The organism is Labilibaculum sp., assembly GCF_041595635.1.
GTDB lineage: Bacteria > Bacteroidota > Bacteroidia > Bacteroidales > Marinifilaceae > Labilibaculum.
Map to the genome: position 1 here is coordinate 22,012 of NZ_JBFHJW010000017.1, position 22,160 is coordinate 44,171.

At 34.7% G+C, this 22,160-nt stretch carries 20 protein-coding genes; 7 read left to right on the top strand and 13 right to left on the bottom strand.

Going from position 1 to position 22,160, the window contains the following annotated elements:
* Positions 1-274: 274 nt before the first annotated feature.
* Both cysS and ABYT26_RS07075 read left to right on the top strand, forming a co-directional pair.
* Positions 275-1,747 carry a cysteine--tRNA ligase gene (cysS, locus tag ABYT26_RS07070; RefSeq protein WP_372752294.1) on the top strand — a complete coding sequence of 491 codons (1,473 nt, stop codon included), beginning with the start codon at positions 275-277 and terminating at the stop codon, positions 1,745-1,747.
* A gap of 115 nt (positions 1,748-1,862) precedes the next feature.
* A complete protein-coding gene (locus ABYT26_RS07075; protein ID WP_372752296.1) occupies positions 1,863-2,990 on the top strand; it encodes a glutaminyl-peptide cyclotransferase in 1,128 nt (375 codons plus the stop codon).
* 36 nt (positions 2,991-3,026) lie between these two features.
* Here ABYT26_RS07075 and ABYT26_RS07080 read toward each other — a convergent pair whose 3' ends face one another.
* Genes ABYT26_RS07080 through ABYT26_RS07090 form a run of 3 tightly spaced genes read right to left on the bottom strand, consistent with a single transcriptional unit; the run spans position 3,027 to position 6,096 of the window.
* Positions 3,027-3,842: a DUF3108 domain-containing protein gene (locus tag ABYT26_RS07080; RefSeq protein ID WP_372752298.1), complete on the bottom strand. Its 816-nt coding sequence runs from the start codon at positions 3,840-3,842 to the stop codon at positions 3,027-3,029.
* A gap of 46 nt (positions 3,843-3,888) precedes the next feature.
* The gene (locus ABYT26_RS07085; RefSeq protein ID WP_372752300.1) at positions 3,889-4,200 is read right to left on the bottom strand and encodes an MTH1187 family thiamine-binding protein; all 312 of its coding nucleotides are present in this window, start codon (positions 4,198-4,200) and stop codon (positions 3,889-3,891) included.
* Between the two features lie 12 nt (positions 4,201-4,212).
* The gene (locus tag ABYT26_RS07090; protein WP_372752302.1) at positions 4,213-6,096 is read right to left on the bottom strand and encodes an Ig-like domain-containing protein; all 1,884 of its coding nucleotides are present in this window, start codon (positions 6,094-6,096) and stop codon (positions 4,213-4,215) included.
* A gap of 77 nt (positions 6,097-6,173) precedes the next feature.
* On the opposite strand from ABYT26_RS07090, the gene ABYT26_RS07095 reads away from it, so the two are divergent.
* The 4 genes from ABYT26_RS07095 to ABYT26_RS07110 all read left to right on the top strand — a co-directional run bounded on the left by ABYT26_RS07095 (position 6,174) and on the right by ABYT26_RS07110 (position 11,690).
* Positions 6,174-7,499, top strand: coding sequence for a hypothetical protein (locus tag ABYT26_RS07095; RefSeq protein WP_372752304.1), 1,326 nt, complete (start codon positions 6,174-6,176; stop codon positions 7,497-7,499).
* A gap of 94 nt (positions 7,500-7,593) precedes the next feature.
* Complete coding sequence (locus ABYT26_RS07100; RefSeq protein WP_372752306.1) at positions 7,594-7,959, top strand: hypothetical protein; 366 nt, start codon at positions 7,594-7,596, stop codon at positions 7,957-7,959.
* 117 nt (positions 7,960-8,076) lie between these two features.
* Positions 8,077-10,524 (top strand): TonB-dependent receptor domain-containing protein, encoded by a 2,448-nt coding sequence (locus ABYT26_RS07105; protein ID WP_372752308.1) that lies wholly within the window; start codon positions 8,077-8,079, stop codon positions 10,522-10,524.
* Positions 10,525-10,799: 275 nt separating this feature from the next.
* Positions 10,800-11,690 (top strand): hypothetical protein, encoded by an 891-nt coding sequence (locus tag ABYT26_RS07110; protein WP_372752310.1) that lies wholly within the window; start codon positions 10,800-10,802, stop codon positions 11,688-11,690.
* A 78-nt stretch (positions 11,691-11,768) separates the two neighbouring features.
* Here the strand turns inward: ABYT26_RS07110 and ABYT26_RS07115 are convergent, their stop codons facing one another.
* The 7 genes from ABYT26_RS07115 to ABYT26_RS07145 form a co-directional block, all read right to left on the bottom strand.
* On the bottom strand, positions 11,769-12,227 hold the full coding sequence (locus ABYT26_RS07115; protein ID WP_372752312.1) for a hypothetical protein: 459 nt from the start codon (positions 12,225-12,227) through the stop codon (positions 11,769-11,771).
* Positions 12,228-12,254: 27 nt separating this feature from the next.
* Positions 12,255-13,151 (bottom strand): hypothetical protein, encoded by an 897-nt coding sequence (locus tag ABYT26_RS07120; RefSeq protein ID WP_372752314.1) that lies wholly within the window; start codon positions 13,149-13,151, stop codon positions 12,255-12,257.
* A gap of 229 nt (positions 13,152-13,380) precedes the next feature.
* Positions 13,381-14,160, bottom strand: a complete 780-nt coding sequence (locus tag ABYT26_RS07125; protein ID WP_372752316.1) for a radical SAM protein — start codon at positions 14,158-14,160, stop codon at positions 13,381-13,383.
* Between the two features lie 92 nt (positions 14,161-14,252).
* Positions 14,253-15,068, bottom strand: a complete 816-nt coding sequence (locus ABYT26_RS07130) for an amidohydrolase family protein (protein WP_372752318.1) — start codon at positions 15,066-15,068, stop codon at positions 14,253-14,255.
* The gene (locus ABYT26_RS07135) at positions 15,065-15,892 is read right to left on the bottom strand and encodes a DUF4296 domain-containing protein (protein ID WP_372752320.1); all 828 of its coding nucleotides are present in this window, start codon (positions 15,890-15,892) and stop codon (positions 15,065-15,067) included. Before ABYT26_RS07135 ends, ABYT26_RS07130 begins: the two co-directional genes overlap by 4 nt.
* A gap of 68 nt (positions 15,893-15,960) precedes the next feature.
* A complete protein-coding gene (locus ABYT26_RS07140; protein WP_372752322.1) occupies positions 15,961-16,713 on the bottom strand; it encodes an ABC transporter ATP-binding protein in 753 nt (250 codons plus the stop codon).
* Positions 16,710-17,450 (bottom strand): MlaE family ABC transporter permease, encoded by a 741-nt coding sequence (locus ABYT26_RS07145; RefSeq protein ID WP_372752324.1) that lies wholly within the window; start codon positions 17,448-17,450, stop codon positions 16,710-16,712. The genes ABYT26_RS07140 and ABYT26_RS07145 overlap by 4 nt, the downstream gene beginning before the upstream one ends.
* A 177-nt stretch (positions 17,451-17,627) precedes the next feature.
* Here ABYT26_RS07145 and ABYT26_RS07150 point away from each other — a divergent pair, with 177 nt between their 5' ends.
* The gene (locus tag ABYT26_RS07150) at positions 17,628-18,716 is read left to right on the top strand and encodes a mannose-1-phosphate guanylyltransferase (protein WP_372752326.1); all 1,089 of its coding nucleotides are present in this window, start codon (positions 17,628-17,630) and stop codon (positions 18,714-18,716) included.
* Positions 18,717-18,765: 49 nt separating this feature from the next.
* Here the strand turns inward: ABYT26_RS07150 and gldN are convergent, their stop codons facing one another.
* Genes gldN through gldL form a run of 3 tightly spaced genes read right to left on the bottom strand, consistent with a single transcriptional unit; the run spans position 18,766 to position 22,151 of the window.
* The gene (gene gldN, locus ABYT26_RS07155) at positions 18,766-19,611 is read right to left on the bottom strand and encodes a gliding motility protein GldN (RefSeq protein WP_372752328.1); all 846 of its coding nucleotides are present in this window, start codon (positions 19,609-19,611) and stop codon (positions 18,766-18,768) included.
* A 15-nt stretch (positions 19,612-19,626) separates the two neighbouring features.
* A complete protein-coding gene (gldM, locus tag ABYT26_RS07160; RefSeq protein ID WP_372752330.1) occupies positions 19,627-21,174 on the bottom strand; it encodes a gliding motility protein GldM in 1,548 nt (515 codons plus the stop codon).
* 23 nt (positions 21,175-21,197) lie between these two features.
* A complete protein-coding gene (gene gldL, locus ABYT26_RS07165; RefSeq protein ID WP_372752332.1) occupies positions 21,198-22,151 on the bottom strand; it encodes a gliding motility protein GldL in 954 nt (317 codons plus the stop codon).
* Positions 22,152-22,160 lie beyond the last annotated feature (9 nt).

The window sequence follows — 22,160 nt, forward strand, 5'->3', positions numbered from 1 at the left end:
AATAATTTACTGCACAAAGATAGTGAAGGAATCTATATAGACAATAAAAAAAAACGCTTATGAAAAAGATACGTCACTAATCTTGCTATTTTTCTGTAACTATTGAATGAAATGTGACTTGTTTGGGCTTTGTTGATAGGCTGAAAAGATTAGGAATAAGATTAAATGGAGGCTATCTATCAGAATTATATAGTTATTCGCAATATATTTTATGGAGAGCAATTATTTTTTATAATTTTACACTCCCAGTAGAATTTGGAATTATATTACAGTTATGGAAAATAAGTTGTTCATTTATAATACACTAAGTCGGAAGAAAGAATTGTTTGAACCCATCAGTGCGCCTCATGTTGGGCTTTATGTATGTGGTCCTACGGTTTATGGTGATGCGCACCTAGGTCACGCACGCCCCGCAATTACTTTCGATTTGGTTTTTCGTTACCTATCACACATCGGTTTTAAAGTTCGCTACGTGAGAAATATCACTGATGTAGGACATTTGGTGAATGATGCCGACGAAGGAGAAGATAAAATTGCAAAAAAGGCTCGTTTGGAACAACTTGAGCCAATGGAAATTGTTCAATATTTTACCGATCGATATCATAAGGATATGGATGATTTGAATGTATTGAGGCCAAGTATTGAACCTCGTGCATCGGGACACATTATTGAGCAAATGGAGGTGATCGATAAATTACTTGCCAATGGATTTGCCTATGAAAGCAATGGTTCGGTATATTTTGATGTTAAAGCATACAGTAAAAAATACGACTATGGAAAATTGTCTGGACGAAAAATTGAAGAGTTAATTTCGAATACTCGCGATTTGGAAGGACAAAGTGAAAAGAAAAATAGTTTCGATTTCGCCTTATGGAAAAAAGCGAGTCCGGAACACATTATGCGTTGGCCTTCGAAATGGAGCGATGGATTTCCAGGATGGCATCTAGAATGTTCGGCTATGAGTCAGAAATATTTGGGCGCCAAATTTGATATTCATGGTGGAGGATTGGATTTGCAATTTCCACATCACGAATGTGAGATTGCTCAATCAACTGGTTCTAATGGACATGAAGCTGTAAAATATTGGATGCACAATAACATGATTACCATCAATGGACAGAAAATGGGGAAATCATTGGGAAATTTTGTGAATTTAGGAGCAATGTTTTCAGGCGAAAATGATGTGTTGGAGCAAGCATACAGTCCTATGACAGTACGTTTTTTCATGCTTCAGGCTCACTATCGTAGTCCACTCGATTTTTCAAATGATGCGCTTCAGGCAGCCGAAAAGGGTTTTAAAAGACTGATGACAGCCATTGAAACCTTGGATAAAATTAAGGTTTCGGATTCTTCTTCCAATTCAATTGAAGAATTGAAAACGAAATGTTACGAAGCTTTAAGTGATGATTTTAACACGCCAATTTTGATTGCTCATCTTTTTGATGGTGTGAAGATGATTAATTCATTAGCAAGCGGAAAAGAAAAGATAAGCGCTAGCGATCTGGGAAGTCTGAAAAAATTGTATAACGAATTGGTTTTTGATGTGTTAGGCTTGAAAAAAGAAGGCGAAGAAGGTGGAAACAATGAAATACTCGATCAGGTAATTCGTTTGCTTCTTTCGACTCGAGACGAAGCTAAAAAAAATAAGGATTGGGCAACTGCCGATAAAATTAGAGATGAACTAACCCATTTGGGAATTGTTGTAAAAGACACCAAGGATGGTCATGAATGGGAAATTGTAAAATAAATTGGAACTGTCCTGATTGATCAGGACAGTTTTTTTTTACCTAATTTTAATCTTATTTTCTGATCTATTATCAAATCGGTTTTTACAATCGGTTCGAGATTAAAAAAGACTGACTATGAATTTTTATTCTTTTGTACCCTTACTGTATATTTTCCTTTTGTTATCGTGCAATAATAATGCGGCGAATAAAAATAAAACAAGTTCGCAAAAAGAGGTAGAGCCGACACAGGAAGCAAATCAGATTGTGAATAGTTTGCGTTTAAAACAGCCACATCGCAATGATTTATTCACCATGGGTGAAAAGTTCGACATTATTATGACGCCCAGAAAAAAAGCTGCTGATATCGATTCGGTACAATTTTGGGCTGATGATTCTTTAATTGGAAGTCTTACTGATGAGCCCTGGAAAATGAGCTGCGTTTTCAGAAATGAGAAAATGGGTAAACATACTCTAAAGGTAATGGCCTACCATGTAGATGGAACCATTGGTATTGTTTCGACCCATATAAATGTAAAAACCGAATTGCTTCCCGATGAGTATTCGTACAAAATCATAAATGAATATTCTCACGATAGAGGAGCCTACACGCAGGGTTTATTTTATCATGATGGATTTTTATATGAGGGAACCGGACAAAAAGGAGAATCGAGTTTGCGTAAGGTGAAAATTGAGAATGGTGAAGCTCTTTCCATTAAAAATTTGGAACAGGAATATTTTGGTGAGGGAATTACTTTGTACAACAATAAAATTATTCAACTAACATGGACTTCGGGAAAAGCTTTTGTGATTAACCCAGAAACCTTTGAGCAAGAAGATGTTTTTACCCCATTAACTAGTAATGGCCAGGCTTGGGGAATTACGAGTGTCAACAATGAGTTGGTTGTTTCGGACGGTACCAATGTTCTTTCATTTATCGATCCAAACAATTATTCTACTACAAGAATCGTGGAGGTTTACGACAACAAAGGAAAAGTGACCAACCTGAATGAATTGGAATATATCAATGGAAAAATATTTGCAAATGTTTGGTTGACCGATCGTATTGTGATTATTAATCCTGAGACTGGTCGTGTGGAAGGAAATTTGAACTTGGGATCTATCTTAAATACATCTGAAAAGAACCAATTGATAAAAGGTGATGAGGTTTTGAACGGGATTGCCTGGGATTCCACTAACGGACGTTTATTTGTTACAGGAAAAAGATGGCCTAAGCTTTTCGAAATAAAGATTGATAAGAAGTAGAAAAAACAATTCGAGCCGATGGAAGCGTAAGAAATCTTATTCTGCGATATCAAGTTTACCGTTTCCCTGTTTAAAAAGGGAGTTTTGGGTATTTCGTAGACCTTCGTAAGAATCTAAAACACCTTTTACGCTTCCTACTAAAATTTTAGCTTCTACCATAATAGGAATTCGATTGTTATCGTTACTTAACCAAACAGTCATGTCTTCGCCGCCCTTAAACATGGTTCCTTCTACTAAAAGAGGGGAGAATTTTAGGCATTCAAAGTTTTCTCCCGATTTCGTTTTGATAGTTTCTAAGCCCTGATACCGAATGTATAAGGAATGAATTTCATTATCAATTAGTATCGATATTGGAATCTTATCGCCTTTTTTATACTTCGAAAAATTTAAATTGCGGACATAGTAAGCAATCGATAAAATATCGAAAGTGCAGGGTTTATTGGTTAGTGTATCCAGCTTGACTGGCTTTTCACGCTTCTGAATTTTCGAAAAAATTTGCTTATTGGACTCATCGAACCAATATTCGTGATGAGCATTGTAGTTGGCTTCGTGAGTTCTTCGATCGAAATAAAGCGGAGAAAGTGTTTGTCGGTCAGCATAGCAGGTAAGTGTATCTCTTAGTTTAAAAACCCAATCGAAAGCTTTGGTATTTTTGCCTTCTCCTTTTATTTTAAAAACATCCCGATTTTGGAACTGTTCAGCTTCCACCGATAATTCAACTTCTCCGGCAGCTACCCAAATAAAACCCCAATTGTAGTAGCCTCTGAAAACCAATTTTTCACCTGCTTGAAAAGCAAAATTTTCAGGGATACATTGCGCTGTTGTGTTTTTTGAAGAGCAAATCAACAACATAAGCAATAGAATATGGAGTTTTTGAATCACATTAAGGAATTGAAATTTATTTGTTAACCTGGCCAATTTTGTTTTCGATAGATTCTACTTTTCTCGTCAAGCGGTTGTTCTTGTTTTTTTGAATATCCATTGTCATTGTGCAATAAACACGATCCGAATCCACCTCTAAAACTTCGTAGCAGCGATTTATCAGAGCCAAAGCTTCGGGTAATGCATTTGTTTCAATAAGTGTTCCCATTGCCGTTAACTGGTAGGAAATCCCGCTTTCACGGATCAATTCAACAACCTTGCTAACTTGTTTGCTTACACTATCTCCTTTATCGGTAGGGAAAATAGCAAATTCCATGAGTACTGACATATTTTTATGTTTTTATTTATCGTCTGATCTTTTTGTTCTTTTATTACCCTCTGCTTCTTTTTGTAAAGCTTTTTCGAGTAGTTCTTTTTTCTTAAGCTCAAGTTCAATTTGATATTTATTGAAATTGATTTCTTTTCCTTCTTCAGAAATGGAAACCTGGCTTTCAACATCCCAATTGGAACGAACTTTTAATTCTTTTTTGTAATAAATAACCAGTTCGGGTTGAATTCCTTCGAGATAGTTTCCTGTATCCCACTTACCATTGCGGTTTTCATCAATAATAATTTTAAAAAAATAGCTGTCGGGAGCCAAGTAGTCGAACACAACAACTTGGTCGGAATCAACTTTTTTTGTTTGAAGAAGAGTTTCACTTTTACTGTTTTTCAGTAATTGAACCAACAAAGGAGTTTTTACATTGCCCACACTTAGCAAAATTCGTCCGTAATAGTCTTCTTCTTGGGTTGTAATTTTTCCTTTGTATTTATCGCTGTAAATACCATAAATATTACGAAATGCTGTGGAATCAAATTCTACTTTATATTGGGTTTCAGGTTTCCAATCTATTTTCAGATTGTAAGTAAGAATATTGGTAGGGTCCTGTTCTATTTTATAATCAATAGGAATTTCTAAGGTATCCTGAAGTCGATAAATTTGGATGCTGTCCTTGTTTATTTCAGCCAAAGGTTCATTAAAAACTATTTTAGCATATCTGTTTAAATCCTGGGCTCCACTAGCATTTAGCTTGAAATTATAGGTTGGGGCTTTAATCGTAATTTGCTTCTTTTTTTTCTTCGACTCCTTCGCTTTTGTAGGATCTGAATAACGTAATTTGACAGTATCAATGAAACCAACAAGCTGACCCAATGAATCGCTTTTTAGGTACTGTAATTTGGCCAAAAGAGTATCCTTTTTGTAGATAAGAGAATCAGTAATCCAGTAGGATAGAGTGTCGTTGGTTCTGTTTTTTTCTAGCAGATACCAATTTGGATTTTCATCCATACCTAAGAAGTCAATTTTTAAACTATCTTTTCTGCTGGTATTAAATTCAAAATAAATCATTTCTCTTCTGTCACGTTTGTAGGTGGTTAAATATTGAAGAGGGTTGATCTCATCAAACATTCTTATATGAACATTTGTTGGTTCTGGTGAGTGTATTTTTCGGATCACAATAGAATCCTTACTGATGCTGTCTATTTGCTCGTAAGTATGTATGCTTGGTGTGACTAAATCTTTCTTAAAGCCTATCATTTCTCCTGGACCATTGTAAAGGTAGTTTTGATTTCCATCAACCAATGCGAATATTTTGTAGTCTCCTTTGCTTAGGTTATTCAGTTGAAAATAACCAGACGAATCGGGTTTGGCTATGTAGCTTGCTATTTCTTGGTAAGGAATAGAGTCTTTGGTGTTTAAGTAGGCCATAATCATGACATCTTCAACGGGCTTTTCGGTAAAGGCATTGTCTATTTTTCCTTTAATACTCAGGGAGTCTAGCTGATCTCCAGTTGAGAATACAAACTGAAAACCTTCAAGTACATTTCCTTCATTATTATCGCTTAATCCGTCTCCAAAATCGAGTGTGTAAGTAGTGTTTTCACGAAGCTGTTCTTCTAATTTGATATAAATAGAACGACCTTTTAACTTTACACTGGGTTTCTTTTTTAAGGGTGGTGATATAATGAAATTGTTACTTATGTCGTTAAGTTTCACAAATTCATTGAAGAATACCTCTATTTTTCCACCTTTGTAGTTGGTGGAATAATTTTTAGGCAGAGTATTTATAACTTTGGGTGCTACACGATCAATCGGACCGCCGTTAGGCGTACCTTGTCTTGCACAGGAATATATAAAAGTTAAAGTTGCAATTCCTAAAAGGATATTTAAAGCTAATTTTTTCAAGTTAATTGGTTTTGATAATTGATATTTGCGCACAAAATTACAAAGATTCAAAACAAAAATAAGTTAATAAAAGTAAAATGGATGATTCCTTGCAATATTCCTTGTTAAAAAGAAATGAGTTTTATGAAATAGCAGCTCAAACAAAATTTGATTTTGTGATGTTAGATGCTGGAATAAAGGAGATTATGTTTTCGATATTGGCAGCAAATCAAGCTTGCAAATGTGCAATTTTCATTCCTAATGATTTTCAAGAATCTTTACATCAAATTGTTGATTCTTTGGATCGAAATCACTCTTTGCTTCTTGCTTTTCGAAAGCAGTTTCCTCATCTAGTATTGCCAGATGAATATTTACACCTAAAGCGGAATACTACGAAATGGAAGCATCTTTTTTCGGGCCAAGTTCGAAGTAAGGACATTTCAAAATATGAATCAGCCCTGAATGTAGAGGCAGGAGATGCTGTTTTTATCGAAAAAGAATTTAAAATATCGACTCATCGTTTGCTTCTTTCTCTTCTAAAATATGCGGTTGAAAAAGGGGTAGTGGTTCTAAACCATACGCATTTCGAAAAAGGGGGATGTCAGGAAGCTGTTCTTCACGATCGTGCAATAAAAGGAGATAAATCCGTTCCCATTTCATTCAATTCCTTACTTTCCTTTTCAGAGATAAAAGAAAGTGAGTGCAGGTACGAATTTCATATCTACTTGCAAAAGAAAACTTTGTTTTTAAAGCGGAGTTTGAAGTTTTCTGTTCGAGGTATTTTGGTAAGAATGGTAAGATACCAAGATTACTACCTACTAATTTGTGATTTACAAAACGATAAGGAAAGCTTTCTATCTGAAATTTTACAGGAAGTAAATCGATTGGTAAACTGGGAAGGAAAATTTTGTTCAGATGATATCATAAGCTACGATATTGTGGAAACAAGAGCAGATCATTCACTAAAAAATCACTTGGATGAATTGGCCAAAATGGCTCAAAAGAAACTGGGTATTTCTTCCTCTCAATTGCTGAAATGGATTTCTACTTTTTCTGCTAAGGATGCCAATTTTGAGGGAAAAACAGAAATTCAGCAGTTGATTGAGTTTGGAGATTATCGTTTCGATGAGGCCAAACAGACAGGAATTCATCCCCTTCCTTTTAAAAATATGTTTTATCGCTTTGGTTCCGAAATTGAGGTTTTAACCGAAAAAGCTTACGAACTGAGACCTAAATTCGGACCTGGACATGATTTGTGGGTTTACGTTCAGTTTTGGTATCTGTACGAAAATGAGATGATTTGTTCTCCTCAGGATTATTTGAATAGAATTCAGGGAGGACGACCTGCTCTTGATTCTGATTTGATTGCTTCGGAGGATCTTTTGGTAGATTTTTTCGAAATGATAAAGAAGCCTAGTATTTAGGTTGGTTTTTCTTAAATACCAACATATAGGTATTGGTTGATGCTGGAGTAGATCCTATTTTTGTGTCGTAATTTTAGTCCTAGTTAAAGGTTGAATGAAAGCGTTTCGAAAATTTAAAATAGCATTTGTTAGTATTCTGCTTCCAGCAATGATTATGTTGGCGGCCAATGCTGTTTATAATTGGCACGTTCATAAGCAGGCTGACGGAACCGTACTTGTGCATGCACATCCCTACCATAAATCCGGAAGTGCCGAAGGAACAAGACATCATCATCATTCTGGTCAGGAGTATTTTTCATTACAACAAATTACGGCTTTCTTTTTTTCTTTGGTTGCTGGTTTTTATTTAGCCGCGATTTTTAGTAAAGCATTCATCATCGATAATGTGTACCGTTTATTGGTGAAGAGTAGTATTCTCGAATTTCTTTTGCCTAATCGGGCTCCTCCCATCTATTCTTAATATTTAATGCCTAATACTGCTCATTAGTAAGCAGATGCTTTTGCTTCTTCAAATTTGTAGAGGTAGGTGCTAGTATGCCTAAAATTTAATCAAATATCTTAATCTAAAACACTTATAATGAAACTACTAATGCATTTAGTTGCGGGCATTGTTATGCTCCTAAGTTTAACTTTTTCTACTTTTGCCGAAAATACAACAACAAGCATAAAAGGTACAGTTACCGATAGAAATAGTAATGAACCAATCCCTTACGCCAGTGTGGCAGTTGAAGGTTCTAGTCTGGGAGCCGTAACCAATTTCGAGGGAGAATTTGTTATCGATCAGGTTCCTGTCGGACATCATCACCTAATAGCTTCTTGTGTTGGATATAAGTTAGATAAGAAAGAATTAAATATTGAAGTCGGAAGTAATAATGACATTGAATTCAAAATTGTAGAAGATTTTATCGGCCTCGATCAGGTCGTGGTCACTGCCGATAGAAATACGATTCAGCGTAAAGATGCTCCTGTAGTTGTGAATTCGATCTCAACGAAACTATTAAAACAGACTTCTGCCGCTACTTTAGCCGATGGTTTGGCTTTCTCTCCAGGCTTGCGAGTAGAAAATGATTGTGGAAATTGTGGATTCTCACAAGTAAGAATGAATGGTCTTGAGGGGGGGTATACTCAGATTTTAATTAACAGCAGAGCAATTTTTAGTGGTTTAGCAGGTGTTTACGGTTTGGAACACATCCCTGCAAATATGATTGAACGAATTGAAGTGGTTCGTGGTGGTGGTTCCGCTCTTTTTGGTGGGAATGCAATTGCGGGAACGATTAATGTTATTACTAAAGATCCCATTAGCAATTCTTTTAAGGCAGGTGTAAAATACGGAGCTCTCGGTCTTGGTGTGGACGGAAGCGGAAGTTTCGCGAACGATATTTCAGCCGATTTTAATGCTTCTGTTGTTTCGGATGATTTTAAAAGTGGTATTTTTATTTTTGGAATGAATCACGAGCGCGATGCTTGGGATGCGAATGATGATGGTTTTTCTGATATCGTTAAATTGGAAAATCTTAGTGCCGGTTTGCGTGCCTATCATAGAATAAATGATCTTGGAAAAATAACGCTAGAATACCATGTGATTGATGAGTACCGAAGAGGTGGTGATCAGTTGGATTTGCCAGCACATGAAGCAATCATTGCCGAAGAAGTTTCTCATCGAATTAACTCAGGAGGAGTTTCGTGGGATCAATATTTTAACGAGGATAGGATAAGCAAACTAGCTGTTTATGCATCGGCACAAACTGTTGATAGGGAGAGTTACTACGGTGCTGCTACTGTCGAAGATGAGGATGGAAATGAATTGGAAACAGCAATTCCTGATTATAGTGCTTACGGACAAACCGATGATTTTTCTCTTTCCACTGGAGCACAGTTTTTCACAAAAATGAATAATCTCTTGTTTTCTCCTGCTGATATCACTTTGGGCGCAGAGAATTCTTATAATAGCATAAAAGACGATAAGTTGGGTTATTACGATTATGAGAATAATGAATATGTAGAGACTACGACAATTGCTGATCAAAGCTCTAATACAGTGGGAATTTTTGCCCAAAGTAAATGGGATTTAAATACAGTGAAATTTTTACTAGGGGTTCGAATGGATTCTTACAAAATTAAAAATACTGCTGATGATTATGAATTTTCTAATACTGTTTTTAGTCCTCGTGCAAATGTTTTATTAAATATTTCGAAGGCATCTCAAATGCGTTTGAGTTATGCTAGAGGTTTTAGAGCCCCACAACTTTTCGATGAAGATTTACATATCGAAGCATCAACAGCGCGAAGAGTTGTTCATGTGTTGGCCGATGATTTAACTGAAGAAAAATCAAACAGTTATACTCTATCCTGGGATTATTCTAAATCTGTTGGAAATATACAGACTTATTTTTTAGCCGAAGGGTTTTACACTGATCTAATCGATCCATTTTTAAGTGAGTACAGCGACATTGATGATGATGGAAACCTAGTAAGTGTTAAATCGAATGCCAATGGTGCACTGGTAAAAGGAATGAATTTTGAGTTTAAATTGGCTCCTAGCTACAAGCTCGATTTTCAAATGGGATTAACGCTTCAATCGAGTAAATATGACGATGTTGTTGACCAGGGTGAAGATGATGATACTGAAAATTCAAGTACCGACGAGATTCTAAGAACGCCTGAAACCTATGGCTATTTTGCTCTTAATTGGAAACCCTTGCATGAGTTTACTGCTACCCTTTCGGGAAGCTACACTGGTTCCATGAACTTAATTCACTTAGGTGGAGGGGATGATGAATTCGGAAATGAAATTCAAGAAAGCCTGGTAAAAACGGATGATTTTATGGATGTGTCCGTTAATTTATCCTATCATTTTGATTTGGGAAAAGATGTGAAGTTGCAATTCGACCTTGGTGTGAAGAATATGTTTAATTCTTTCCAGGACGATTTTGATTACGGATCTGGACGAGATGCAGGTTATGTTTATGGTCCAATGCAGCCAAGAACTCTTCATTTTGGTGTGAAGTTAGGGAACGTATTGTAGAAAAAATCTACTAATTAGAAAGTTAGATACAGATTGTATTAAGTAGCGGAGCAATTTCTTTAACAGGATATTAGCTCCGTTTTCTTTTATTGTTTAGCTTAGATTCTAAGCTTGGTTTACTTATTGCTGTGCTTGTTCTAGGTGTTTGAATCTAACCAGGATTTATAAAGCACGTAGGAAAAGCTGAAAAGAGGCTTAAACAAAAATAAATCAGACAATACGATTTAAAAAAAAGATAAGTAAATTTGTGCGAATTAATTAAGTAGATTTTTTTTATGGCAGAAACTAGAGGTAACAACGGTAAAAAAGACAACATTTATATCGGAGTCTTGGCTTCATTAGGAGTAATTCTTGTAATTGTAGCGGTAATGTATTTTATGGAACACCGCGATAACAAACGTTATATATCTGAAATTACAATTGAGAAAATAAATCTTGAGAATGAATTAAAATCACTTTCTCAGGATTATGATTCTTTACAAACCAATAACGATACCTTAAATGTTCAGCTAAAAATGGAACAGGAAAAGATTAGCGAATTATTGGAGCGTATGAAGGTTTTCAGAAACAATTCATATTTCGAAATTAACAAATACAAAAGAGAGCTGGGAACTTTAAAGGGCGTTCTAAGAGATTATATTGTTCAGATAGATTCTCTAAACACAAGAAATCAGTTGCTTACTGCCGAAAATGCTCGAGTAAAAAAACAAATTAATTGGGTAAAAGATCGGAATATTAAGTTGGAAGAATCTACCGAATCGATGAAGGAAGTGATTAGTAAAGCTGCAACTTTGTCGCTTACAGATCTTTATTGTACACCCATTAACAGAAAAGGGAAAGAGGTGAAAAAGATTTCTAAAACTGAGAAATTGGTGACCAATTTTACTCTTCAAAAGAATGTGACTGCTTCTACAGGTGTAAAAGAAATTTTTGTTCGAATTAGTCGTCCCGACGAAGTTGTTTTAGGTAACCCTGAAAATCTTTTGTTTGATTTTGAGAATACAAAATTGAGCTATTCGGCTAAACGTGAAATTGAGTACGAAGGCCAACAACTTGATGTTGCTATTTTTTGGGACAACGATGGAAGCTTGGTTGAAGGAGAATATAAAATTGACGTATTTGCCGAAGGAAATCATATTGGTTCTTCTAAATTTATATTGAAATAACTCTTCAAGATCCGACTCATCGTAAAACAAAAAAAACCATCCTTTCTGGATGGTTTTTTTGTATTTCTTAGTAGTGTATTATTTAAAAATTGTTCTCGATCCGAATGCTCTAAATCCTACTAAAATGGAAACGCATCCACTTTCAATTTTTTCTTTGCTTTCATCTTTCGAAACCAAAATACGCAATATAAAGTCATCGGTGCTTTCTACCATAAAATCCCATATATTGGTATAATCTTCATCCGAATTATCGTACAGTATGTTGTAATCTGTATCAAAAAGTTGAAATTGTATGTTACCCAGATTATTTTCACCTTCCACCAAAATACGATATTCCTGATCCTTGTAAAAGGTAAGTTGCAACTCAGCGGTTTCGCCTTCCGATAAAACGGCGTTGTTTAACTGTCCGTTAAATGTGTATGGAGTAAGCGCAGGAATACATTCTTTCTTGGTATATTCATTGCACTGCGCAAGCAATAAGTTTGGCAATGCGAGTAGGTAAAAAATAAGTAAAGTGGCTGTTATAATTTTTTTCATTCTATTCGTTTTAGTGCTCGCAATATCCTATAATTCAGTAATTGTCTCTCTAATGGTATCGTTTATTTCCTTTATTTCTCTAATGGTTTGGTTCGAGGCTGTTAGAGTTACTTTATTTCTTATGATCGTTTTACCATCTTTATTTTTAATACTCGATGCTGTTGATTTGCTTTGTGATATTTCTTGAAATTTTGCATCCAATTTCTTCAATTCTGGAAGAATCTGATTGATTTTAGAATTGTTTCGATATTGATTGAGTAAGCCAATTAAATTTTTGACAGAATGTTTTTGTTGAGAAATTAAATCGACCATTTCTTTTTGTGGATTGTTTAAGTCAACAATGTTGGTTGCTAAATATAAAGTCTCAACCCAACCTCCGAAAACAATAAGAGCAGCAACTCCACCTCTTTGGTTTTCTTTTAAATAACTATCCGACTTGGTGAAGGTTTCAGTAATAATACTTAGCAAAGAATCTTGGTTTTCAATATTTTTCTCCATTCTTTGGGCGGTAATTTTTTCCTGTTCTTCAGGAATTCCCAATTCGCGTGTGAATTTTTTGATAACGGCTAAATATCTGGCTGCATCCTGAAACTGTTCGTAAATTCGGATGTAACTTAGGTCTGCCCCATAAATACCAATGTTAATGGCAATATCCGCCTGCGATAAATAGTTGTCCGAATTGCTAACCGAATTCATCAAATCAGGTTGGTAGGGAAGATCCATTGTTTTTATGATTTCACTTACCTCTATTGGACTGGGAACATTGTAAAATAATGTTTTAACTGATTTAAAATTTTGTTGCTGTGGAGCTTCTATCTCAGCTTGTTTTTCTACCGATGTTTTCTTATTCTGACAACCCAAGCATAAAACCGAAGTTGTTATAAAAAGAAGTAAACAGCTTATTTTCATAGTTGTTGTATACATAGATTTATTATTTTCTCGTGGGTGTTAAGTTGTAATATTCTTAAAGTTATACTTTTAGGTAGTAAATCCAAACTAAATATAAAGATATAGCTGGATTAAAAAAAAACACATTATTAGTAGAAACAAAACATTTTTATTGACGTAAAAATTCGGCTGAATGCCAACCAAAAATTAGAAGAATATTTTTTAGCAAGCTAACTTCAGAGGGAAAAGTTTTGCTAAAAATAGGCTAAGCACTAATCTGAGTAGTAAAACCTGCGGCTTCCACTTTTTTAGCTATTTTTTCCAACTCTTTTTTCGATATTTTCTCCAGTTGATCACTGGGTGTATCTCTCGAAATCGTATAAATCATTACCTCTTTAGGTTGAATTTTTTGCAAGTGACCAATCCATGCAGAAATCTCTTTTTCGCTGGTGTTGTCAATAATTTTTCCCTCGTACTCTCCTCTGATAAAAAGAGTTTGAATAATTAAATTACCATTAAATTTCGATAAGAGATCAACTAGTTTTTCTAGGTTAAATTTGCCTACTGGCTGATCTAAATTAAGTATGGTTTCTTCTGTTCCTCCATCAAGTTTTAAGATGTTATCATCGACCTTATTCAATGCATCGAACACTGACTTTTTGTGTATCATTGACGAATTGGAGAGAACTGCTATTCGTGCTTGTGGAAAAACCTGATTTCTTACCTCGATTGTATAATCAATTATTTCGCTAAATTCCGGATGAAGTGTGGGTTCTCCATTTCCAGCAAATGTAATTACATCCAAATCTTCGTTGTTGGCTTTCATGGAGCTTAGTTTCTCGAATAAACTTTGCTTTACTTGATCTTTAGGATGAAAGTTGATCTTTTGCTCCTTTTTATCCGGATTCCATCCGCATTCGCAGTAAATACAATTAAAACTGCATAGTTTACAATCATTAGGTAATAAGTTGATGCCTAAGGATACGCCGAGTCTTCTGCTTTTTACAGGGCCAAATATTATTTTGTCGAAGAGAAAAGTTGCCATTAATTTCTTAATTTTTGAAAAGCAAATTTAGGAAATCCTATTTGGAATGTGCAGTAATGAGGGTTTTTAATTCAGAAAGTAGAGAACTATGTCTATGCTAGGACTATTAATTCACTAGTTGCTTTAAATTTTTCATTTGTGTAGTCCAAATGAGAAAGTAAATTTATACCTGGTTTTTTGCCGATTTCAAGACTTCCAAATTCATGTTCTATGCCTAGGTGTTTGGCTCCATTATAACTTGCCCATTTCAATAAATCTCCAAAAGAAAGTTCAGGCAAAAGAACCTGAAGCGATTTTAATTCTTCAAAGACAGATAACTTTTGTGTCATTCCTAAGGATCCTGTTCCAATGCAATATTGGTTTTGTTCATTTATTGAAATGCATGAAGTTGCTTGGTTTTCAAGTAGAATTCGGTTTACTAAAATGGATTCCAGGCTATTTCGTTTTTCTTTAATGGTTGGGGCAGTAAATGTAGGATTTGAATGAAGTAAATTCACATTCTGAAAGTGAAGTTTTGATTTTTGTTTTTGTACGGCAAAATTACTTTCTAAATGATAATCAGCAGCTACTTTAGTTCCGTAGGCTTCCAGTTGGTTAATACCTTTTTGAACCAAAGCAAAAGTTTCTTTTTTTTGTAGAAGTTTTTCTTTTAAAGCAGATTCAAAATTAACAGCCGCACAAGCTAGAAAATCATTTTTTGTAAAGCCCGGAAAACCTAAAAGAGTAAACACATCTACAAAACCCGGAACAATTACTCCACTATAAAATTCCAAATTTTCAATTTCCTTTATCTTTCCATTGGTGTTTATAAGGTCTACAATGTAATTGTTCTCATCCAGAATCAGAATTCCGTTTTTTAAAGGAGATGAGCTAATGGGGTAAATATAATTTGCAGATAGCTTTCTCATTTACGCCGTTGGTGTTTTAAATCTAATTCTTTATTTAATTCCTTCATTACTTCTACTGAATCTGGTCTAATTTGCGGATTGAAAATTAGAATGTCTTTAATTTCAAAATGTTCAGTGTATTCTTCGAGATCATTATCCCCAGCAAATAAGTTACCTCGTAGTTCGGTGTAACTCGAATCAGGATATTCCATCTGAATTTCATAGGTGTTGAACCGATTACTTTTCTCGATTTCTTGAGGTTCGAAAAATATTTTTTTGTCTTTCCCTAAGCTATCTTTTTTCCAAAAATATGCTTCTATTCTTGGATTATCAGTTTGGTCATCAGGGAAAATTCTAATGTCTGCTTTTATGGTGTAAATTCCTGTTTGTGAGGTAGGAATTGCAAAGGTTAAATTGTTTTTATCACGGGAAGGAATTCTCCAATGCTTTTTTTTCGACCAAAGGTCCACTGTATCTTGTTCTATTTTTTGGTCCTTAAGTTCAATACGATATTTAGTCTCGAGTCGGTTTAACGAATCGATAATTACATCATACATTTTGGTGAATTTTTTAGTATCACTAGAGTAATAGGATAAACAGGAATCGAATTGCTCCCGGGTGATATCATATCGTTCGAATATTGAATTGTAGTAATAGCTGGGACGAAAATTATTTCCTGAGCGAAAAATATTTTTTGTACTCAGTGATCCATCTGTAATGTGAATATCAATCAGCATTTTAGTGAACTGATCTTTATTTAGTGCAGGTTCTGGTTTTGTGTTCTTTTTACAGGAAAGTAGAAAGGTGATTCCACAGCAAAGGGTGAAAAATAATATCTTATTCATGAATAATTTTCTTGTTGATCTTGATGCAAAGATAGTAAATCGTGTAGAATGTGAAGCCAGGAATTTTATTAGCTTATTTTTTTAATCTTTTTGAATAATTCCGAGGCAAAAACAAAATCATTTACTGCTTTATTACCGGTATCAAATATTTCTTCATGACTTCCTTCCCAGGCTTTTTGACCTTTATTTATAAAAACGATCTTTTCCCCAATTTCCATTACCGAATTCATATCATGAGTGTTTATAATGGTTGTTATGTTGTACTCTTTTGTAATCTCCTGAATCAGGTTGTCAATGAGTATTGCCGTTACAGGATCTAAGCCTGAGTTGGGCTCATCGCAAAATAAATATTTCGGATTAAGGGCAATAGCTCGGGCTATGGCAACACGTTTTTGCATTCCTCCACTAATTTCCGATGGAAATAACTGATTAAAATCTTTAATGTTGACACGCTCTAAGCAGAAGTTAGCACGATTTAATTTTTCTTTTTCATTTAAATTAGAAAACATATTTAAAGGGAAAAGTACATTTTGTTCTACTGTCATTGAATCAAATAAAGCTCCTCCCTGAAATACCATACCTATTTCTTTGCGAACTTCTTTTTTTTGTTTCATGGTCATTGCGGTAAAATTTCTATCATTATAGAGAATAGTACCAGAATCAACACCATGCAGTCCTACAATCGATTTTAGTAAAACCGTTTTCCCTGATCCACTTTGTCCTATAATTAAATTGGTTTTGCCCGATTCAAAAGTAAGCGAAATGTCATGCAATACCTTTTGTTCAGCAAATGACTTATTTATATTTTCGAGTCTGATCATTTTAACAGAATTTGAGTGAGTATTACATTAGTGAGTAGAATTAAAATACTACTATTTACAACAGCTCTCGTACTGGCTCTACCCACTTCCAAAGCTCCACCTTTAACGTAATAGCCATAAAAAGAAGGTATTGCAGTAATAATAAACGCAAATACTGCTGTTTTTATTAAGGAATAGGTAATGTAGTAGGGAATAAATGCGTATTGAACACCATCAATAAAATCGCTAAAATTTACCGTTCCAGTAAGATATCCTGCAAGTAAGCCACCACTGATTCCTACAAATACACTTAACACGTATAAAAAAGGATTAATAAATATAGCAGCTATAATTTTTGGCAAAACCAAATGATTTGCCGAGTTGATGCCCATAATTTCTAATGCATCTATTTGCTCGGTTATGCGCATGGTACCAATTTCTGAGGCAATATTTGACCCGACTTTACCAGCTAAAATTAAGCCTACTATGGTGGATGAAAATTCTAGAATCATCGATTCGCGTGTGGTGTAGCCAACCAAATAATCGGGAAGCAAAGGGTTTGACATGTTATAAGCTGTTTGAAGTGTAATTACTGCACCCATAAACAAAGATATAATCACTACAATACCTATGGAATTGATTCCAAGTTTATCGATCTCACGTATAATTTGTGAAAATAATGTTTTCCCCTTTTCAGGTTTTGAAAATACCAACACTAAAAATCTGGAGAATTTTCCTACGTTTTCGAACAGATTCATATCTAATTTTAGTTTACGATAAAATTACTAATTATTTTTTTATCATCTTCTAGGAGAAATGGATCTATTGTATTTTCCATTCTCTTTTGATTTCAGAAGGCTTTTGAGTATTTTAGGATATAATTTTATGACTCTTGAATTTATGCTCTTAGCAGAAATTCTGACAACTATTTTTCAATGGATATAAATAATTATTGTGTGATAATGGCTGGAGGCGTAGGTTCTCGATTTTGGCCTTTGAGTAAAGATAAACAACCTAAACAATTTCTTGATATTCTAGGTACCGGAAAAACAATGATTCAATTGACTTTTGAACGTTTTGTTTCCATATGTCCTGTCGAGAATTTTTTGGTGGTGACTAATGAGAAGTACAAAGATCTAGTTCTTCAACAACTCCCTGAAATTAAAGAAAATCAAGTTCTTTTGGAACCAATTCGACGTAATACAGCTCCTTGTATTGCTTATGCTAATTATAAAATACAAAAGAAAAATCCGGATGCTACGATAATTGTAACACCTGCTGATCATTTAATTTTAAATGAAAAGAAATTTTTAAGGGTATTATCAGGAGGGATTGAATTTGTGCAAGGAGGTAAGGAGTTACTTACGCTTGGAATTCATCCGTCTCGCCCCGAAACAGGTTATGGCTACATACAAGTTTCTAATAAGGCAGTAGATAAGTATACAAACGTGTATCCAGTAAAAACTTTTACGGAAAAACCTCAGCTCGAATTGGCAAAAATATTTCAGGAATCGGGTGAGTTTTTCTGGAATTCAGGAATATTTGTATGGAAATTGTCTGCTATTCAGGAAGCTTTCACCAATTTTTTACCAGACATAAGTTCTCTATTTGAATCTTGCTTAGATAAGCTAGATACGGGCGAGGAACAAGATTGTATTAATCAGATTTATCCTCAATGTGAGAACATTTCTATTGATTATGGGATTCTTGAAAAATCGGATGAAGTGTACGTTTACTGTTCGGAATTTGGTTGGTCTGATTTAGGGTCTTGGGGGGCACTTTATGAGCACTCTGCTAAAGATAGTAATCAGAATGTGATTCATGGAGAAGATATTTTGCTTTATGAATCTAAAAATTGTGTAGTTAGTGTTCCTAAGGATAAATTAGTAGTCTTACAGGGCTTAAAAGATTATATCGTAGTAGATACTAAAGACTCTCTATTAATTTGTCGGAAAGGGGATGAACAGGAAATACGAAGAATAGTGAATGATGTAAAAATCACTACAGGCGAAAAGTTTATTTAAAAAAAAAAGACCTTCATCGAAGGTCTTTTTTTTATATCTATAGTGATCCTTAGAACTCCCAAAGATCATGCTCGTAGGTAAATATTTCGTTCTGAATTCGTTGAGCTTCTAACATCGAATTTAAACCAACTGTATATTCGTTAATTTGACGATTGTTATGCACATTGGAAACTTGAGAAATAAAACTTGAAAAATGTCTTTTTAAGAATAGATCATCAAAGGAATAGCGTGCTGCATCGTTATTTGGATTAAATACTTCATGTGAAGCAAGTAATGGTCTTACTTCAGGAAAATAAATCCAGAATAATTTTTTCATTTGAACTCCATCTAATTCAGAATCCCCATCTTTAAAGTACTCACGAATAGGGCAAATTCCAATTATTCGAACTTGTAAAGTAGATGTTTGTTTATCGAAGAACCACTGTTCTTTAACGATATACCTTTTTACTTCATCAGTATGCATTTCACCAATTAGCACTTGGGGCTCAAGTTCACCAGTTAAACGGTTTCTTACATTTCTGGTCTCATCTTGTGCATCAAATTTAGTTCGGATTTGATCCATAGTCATAGGAACCTTGAACTCATCGTCATTGGTATCGTAGGCTGTTAAGCCTTCGTTTTCGATGCCATACAGTAATAAATCGATTAAACTATAACGATCATCTGCTGGAGTCGAAGGATAATACATCGGAAGGTTCATCTTTTCCCGCAAGTCAATAAATCGCCACACCAATTTCGACCACATCACATCCGATTCGCGAATGTTGGAATAGGGAATAGGCTTTCTATTTTGTATATGCTCTTTCTTATAAACGCTAGTTGCATTTGTTTGTGCATTCGAATATGCAGAGCATATAAGAATAACGCCAATGATTAGTAATAAGCTTTTTTTCATCATCTCTAAATTTTATTACTCAATTCTAAACGAAATTGTAGGCAAGTCTCTGGTCTCTCCATCTGGTCCCACTGCCTTAATGTCTTCAATATATACTTTTTGAGCTCTTCGTAAATTTTTGAACATCGAAATTTGTTGCTGGGAAAACATATCCGAACCCGAAGATTGATCAACAGTAAAGCCTTTTACAATTGTAGAAACCGTAAAACTTGTAATTTTAAATTTCAAGTCAAAATCAAAATTTTCCATTACTGCATCTACTCCGGTTTGTACTAAAAGTAGATTTTTCTTTATTTTTCCACCGCTTAAACCACCAACCTTGGCTACTGGGTCAGGAATAGGTTTTACTCTAAAATCAACAGTGCGTAAAGGTCTCCATCCATCTTCAAATTGCGCTTCAACTGCTACTCTAGAATTCTTAAATGCAGCTTTAGGTTTGGCAATATAACTATTACCTTGTTTAACTAAGTTTCCATTAGTCATAGTCGCACGAATTCTGTCCGAGGAAAAACCTGGTGCCGATATGCTAACTGGATTGTCTACACCTAAATAAAATACATTCATTTTAGTAGCTGATACAACCACGTTAGGTTCTGCTACAATATAACTAGATTCAAATTCATATGGTTTTTCGATACCTGATGGGCTAGTATAGGTAATTACGCCCCCCCATTTAACTTCTCCAACCTTATCTGTTTTTGCAGTATAAATACCTCGGCCATCTTTGAATGTTTTTATAGGCCCTGTTCTATCTACAACGATCTTCGGGTTTTGTGTTGTATCAATAGCAGCAAGAAAAACCTGAGCCTCATATGTGTCTCCTTTTAAAATATAATTCGATTTTGAAAACACTTCAGCTCTTAATTTATTGAATTTAAATGATTCAGCTTCAATTTGATTGAATAAATAACTTACGATATCTGATTCTGTATTTCGAATGTCAGTCTGAATCTTAGAGAGTAAAGTAATGGCTCCAATTAAAGGTGTGTGTGAAAACTGTTGAGATTCCCATGTGTAATTTGGATCTCCTTTTTTTTCTTTTGGAGGTTTACTGGTATTTAAAGTTTCCAAAACTGCATTGCGCAGGGTTGAGTCTTTTTCTTCAATATGACTAATTATTAATTCACGATAGGCTGTTATCGCCTCTTTTAGAACTTTACCTTGTCCGCCAACAATCATAACTTCTGGTGGAACATCAAGGTTATCTTTGCTAATGATATTATTGATATCATATTCTTCACCATCCGCTCTCCTTACCATTCGGTCCTTAAGTTCGATGATTAAAGCCGATAATTTATCCGATTCAATACGAATTTTATCTGCTTTATCCCATGCACCCTGCACTTTAGTTTCGTTTGCTTCCAGAGCAATTTGGAAATCCGAGTATTTGATTTTATTTTTTTCTTCGAATGTTTGAATGGTTTTTGATAAACCATTGTCAATAATCGAGAACGCATCAAGTACCTCGTTTGATACATTTATCGCTAACATTGCTGTTAGGAATAAATACATCATTCCAATCATTTTTTGCCGTGGTGTTTCTTTACAATTTGTTGCTCCCATTTCAGCTCAGCTTGACAGTTAAATTATTTTTTTTTTCTTACATCCATAGCGCTTAACATATTGCCATAAATGGTATTAAGTGCTGCAAGGTTTTGGTTTAACTGTTCGGTTTCTTTTTTATAAGCTTGTGCATTTTGTAGAGTTGTTGTTAATGTTTCAAGAACTTTATCCAAATCCTGATGAACAGATTTCGAATTAGTTATTTGCTCATTACTCTGTTTTAATTGCAACTCATAAATTGCATTTAGTGAAGATAGATTACTATTCAATGTTGACATTGAACCATTAAATGCATTACTGTTTTCAGATATTTTATCAAATCCAGTTTGTAAAGATTTATCAATATCCTGATAGGATTCTAATAACTTATTTCCAGACTCGTTGACATTTTTGGCAAAACTTTCTCCCGAAGTAGAAATTGTATTAGCAGTTTCCTGATAAGAATTACTTAGTTTCTGTGCTGAATTCGATAATTCCTCTGTGGATTCAGCATATTTATTAGAGAATTCGCCAACAGAATTCGATGCCTTTTGCAAACTTTCAACATAACCATCTGTTGCAACAGCAGCTTCCGACAAATTAGAAAGGTTATCTGCAGCATTGGTTAATTTTGCAAGTCCTTGACTTAAATTTGATATTTTATCTGGTTGAACGCTTATCTTTTCTAATAGAGATTGTAATTGATCCAATCCTTCAACTTGTACACCACCACCAGTACCAGTACCTTCTCTTGGTTCTAGACCAATTAATTCTGGAAACACTAGACTCCAGTCGGGTTGCTCATGTGGCGGTTCAAAAGCAGAGAAGAAAAAGATGATTGCCTCTACAGACATTCCAATTGTAAGTAGTTCTCCTGCATATGGATAGTGTTGAATTTTGAATAGGGCACCAATCAAAACTACGGAAGCTCCCCAGCCATATACATAGCCCATAAATTTCTTCCATTTGGGAGATTGAACAAGTTCGGTAATATTCATGATTAGTAA

Coding starts and splice junctions, on each gene's coding strand:
- cysS (WP_372752294.1), top strand. CDS start 275: ATGGAAAATAAGTTGTTCATTTATAATACACTAAGTCGGAAGAAAGAA.
- ABYT26_RS07075 (WP_372752296.1), top strand. CDS start 1,863: ATGAATTTTTATTCTTTTGTACCCTTACTGTATATTTTCCTTTTGTTA.
- ABYT26_RS07080 (WP_372752298.1), bottom strand. CDS start 3,842: ATGTTGTTGATTTGCTCTTCAAAAAACACAACAGCGCAATGTATCCCT.
- ABYT26_RS07085 (WP_372752300.1), bottom strand. CDS start 4,200: ATGTCAGTACTCATGGAATTTGCTATTTTCCCTACCGATAAAGGAGAT.
- ABYT26_RS07095 (WP_372752304.1), top strand. CDS start 6,174: ATGGATGATTCCTTGCAATATTCCTTGTTAAAAAGAAATGAGTTTTAT.
- ABYT26_RS07100 (WP_372752306.1), top strand. CDS start 7,594: ATGAAAGCGTTTCGAAAATTTAAAATAGCATTTGTTAGTATTCTGCTT.
- ABYT26_RS07105 (WP_372752308.1), top strand. CDS start 8,077: ATGAAACTACTAATGCATTTAGTTGCGGGCATTGTTATGCTCCTAAGT.
- ABYT26_RS07110 (WP_372752310.1), top strand. CDS start 10,800: ATGGCAGAAACTAGAGGTAACAACGGTAAAAAAGACAACATTTATATC.
- ABYT26_RS07115 (WP_372752312.1), bottom strand. CDS start 12,227: ATGAAAAAAATTATAACAGCCACTTTACTTATTTTTTACCTACTCGCA.
- ABYT26_RS07120 (WP_372752314.1), bottom strand. CDS start 13,151: ATGTATACAACAACTATGAAAATAAGCTGTTTACTTCTTTTTATAACA.
- ABYT26_RS07125 (WP_372752316.1), bottom strand. CDS start 14,160: ATGGCAACTTTTCTCTTCGACAAAATAATATTTGGCCCTGTAAAAAGC.
- ABYT26_RS07130 (WP_372752318.1), bottom strand. CDS start 15,068: ATGAGAAAGCTATCTGCAAATTATATTTACCCCATTAGCTCATCTCCT.
- ABYT26_RS07135 (WP_372752320.1), bottom strand. CDS start 15,892: ATGAATAAGATATTATTTTTCACCCTTTGCTGTGGAATCACCTTTCTA.
- ABYT26_RS07140 (WP_372752322.1), bottom strand. CDS start 16,713: ATGATCAGACTCGAAAATATAAATAAGTCATTTGCTGAACAAAAGGTA.
- ABYT26_RS07145 (WP_372752324.1), bottom strand. CDS start 17,450: ATGAATCTGTTCGAAAACGTAGGAAAATTCTCCAGATTTTTAGTGTTG.
- ABYT26_RS07150 (WP_372752326.1), top strand. CDS start 17,628: ATGGATATAAATAATTATTGTGTGATAATGGCTGGAGGCGTAGGTTCT.
- gldN (WP_372752328.1), bottom strand. CDS start 19,611: ATGAAAAAAAGCTTATTACTAATCATTGGCGTTATTCTTATATGCTCT.
- gldM (WP_372752330.1), bottom strand. CDS start 21,174: ATGGGAGCAACAAATTGTAAAGAAACACCACGGCAAAAAATGATTGGA.
- gldL (WP_372752332.1), bottom strand. CDS start 22,151: ATGAATATTACCGAACTTGTTCAATCTCCCAAATGGAAGAAATTTATG.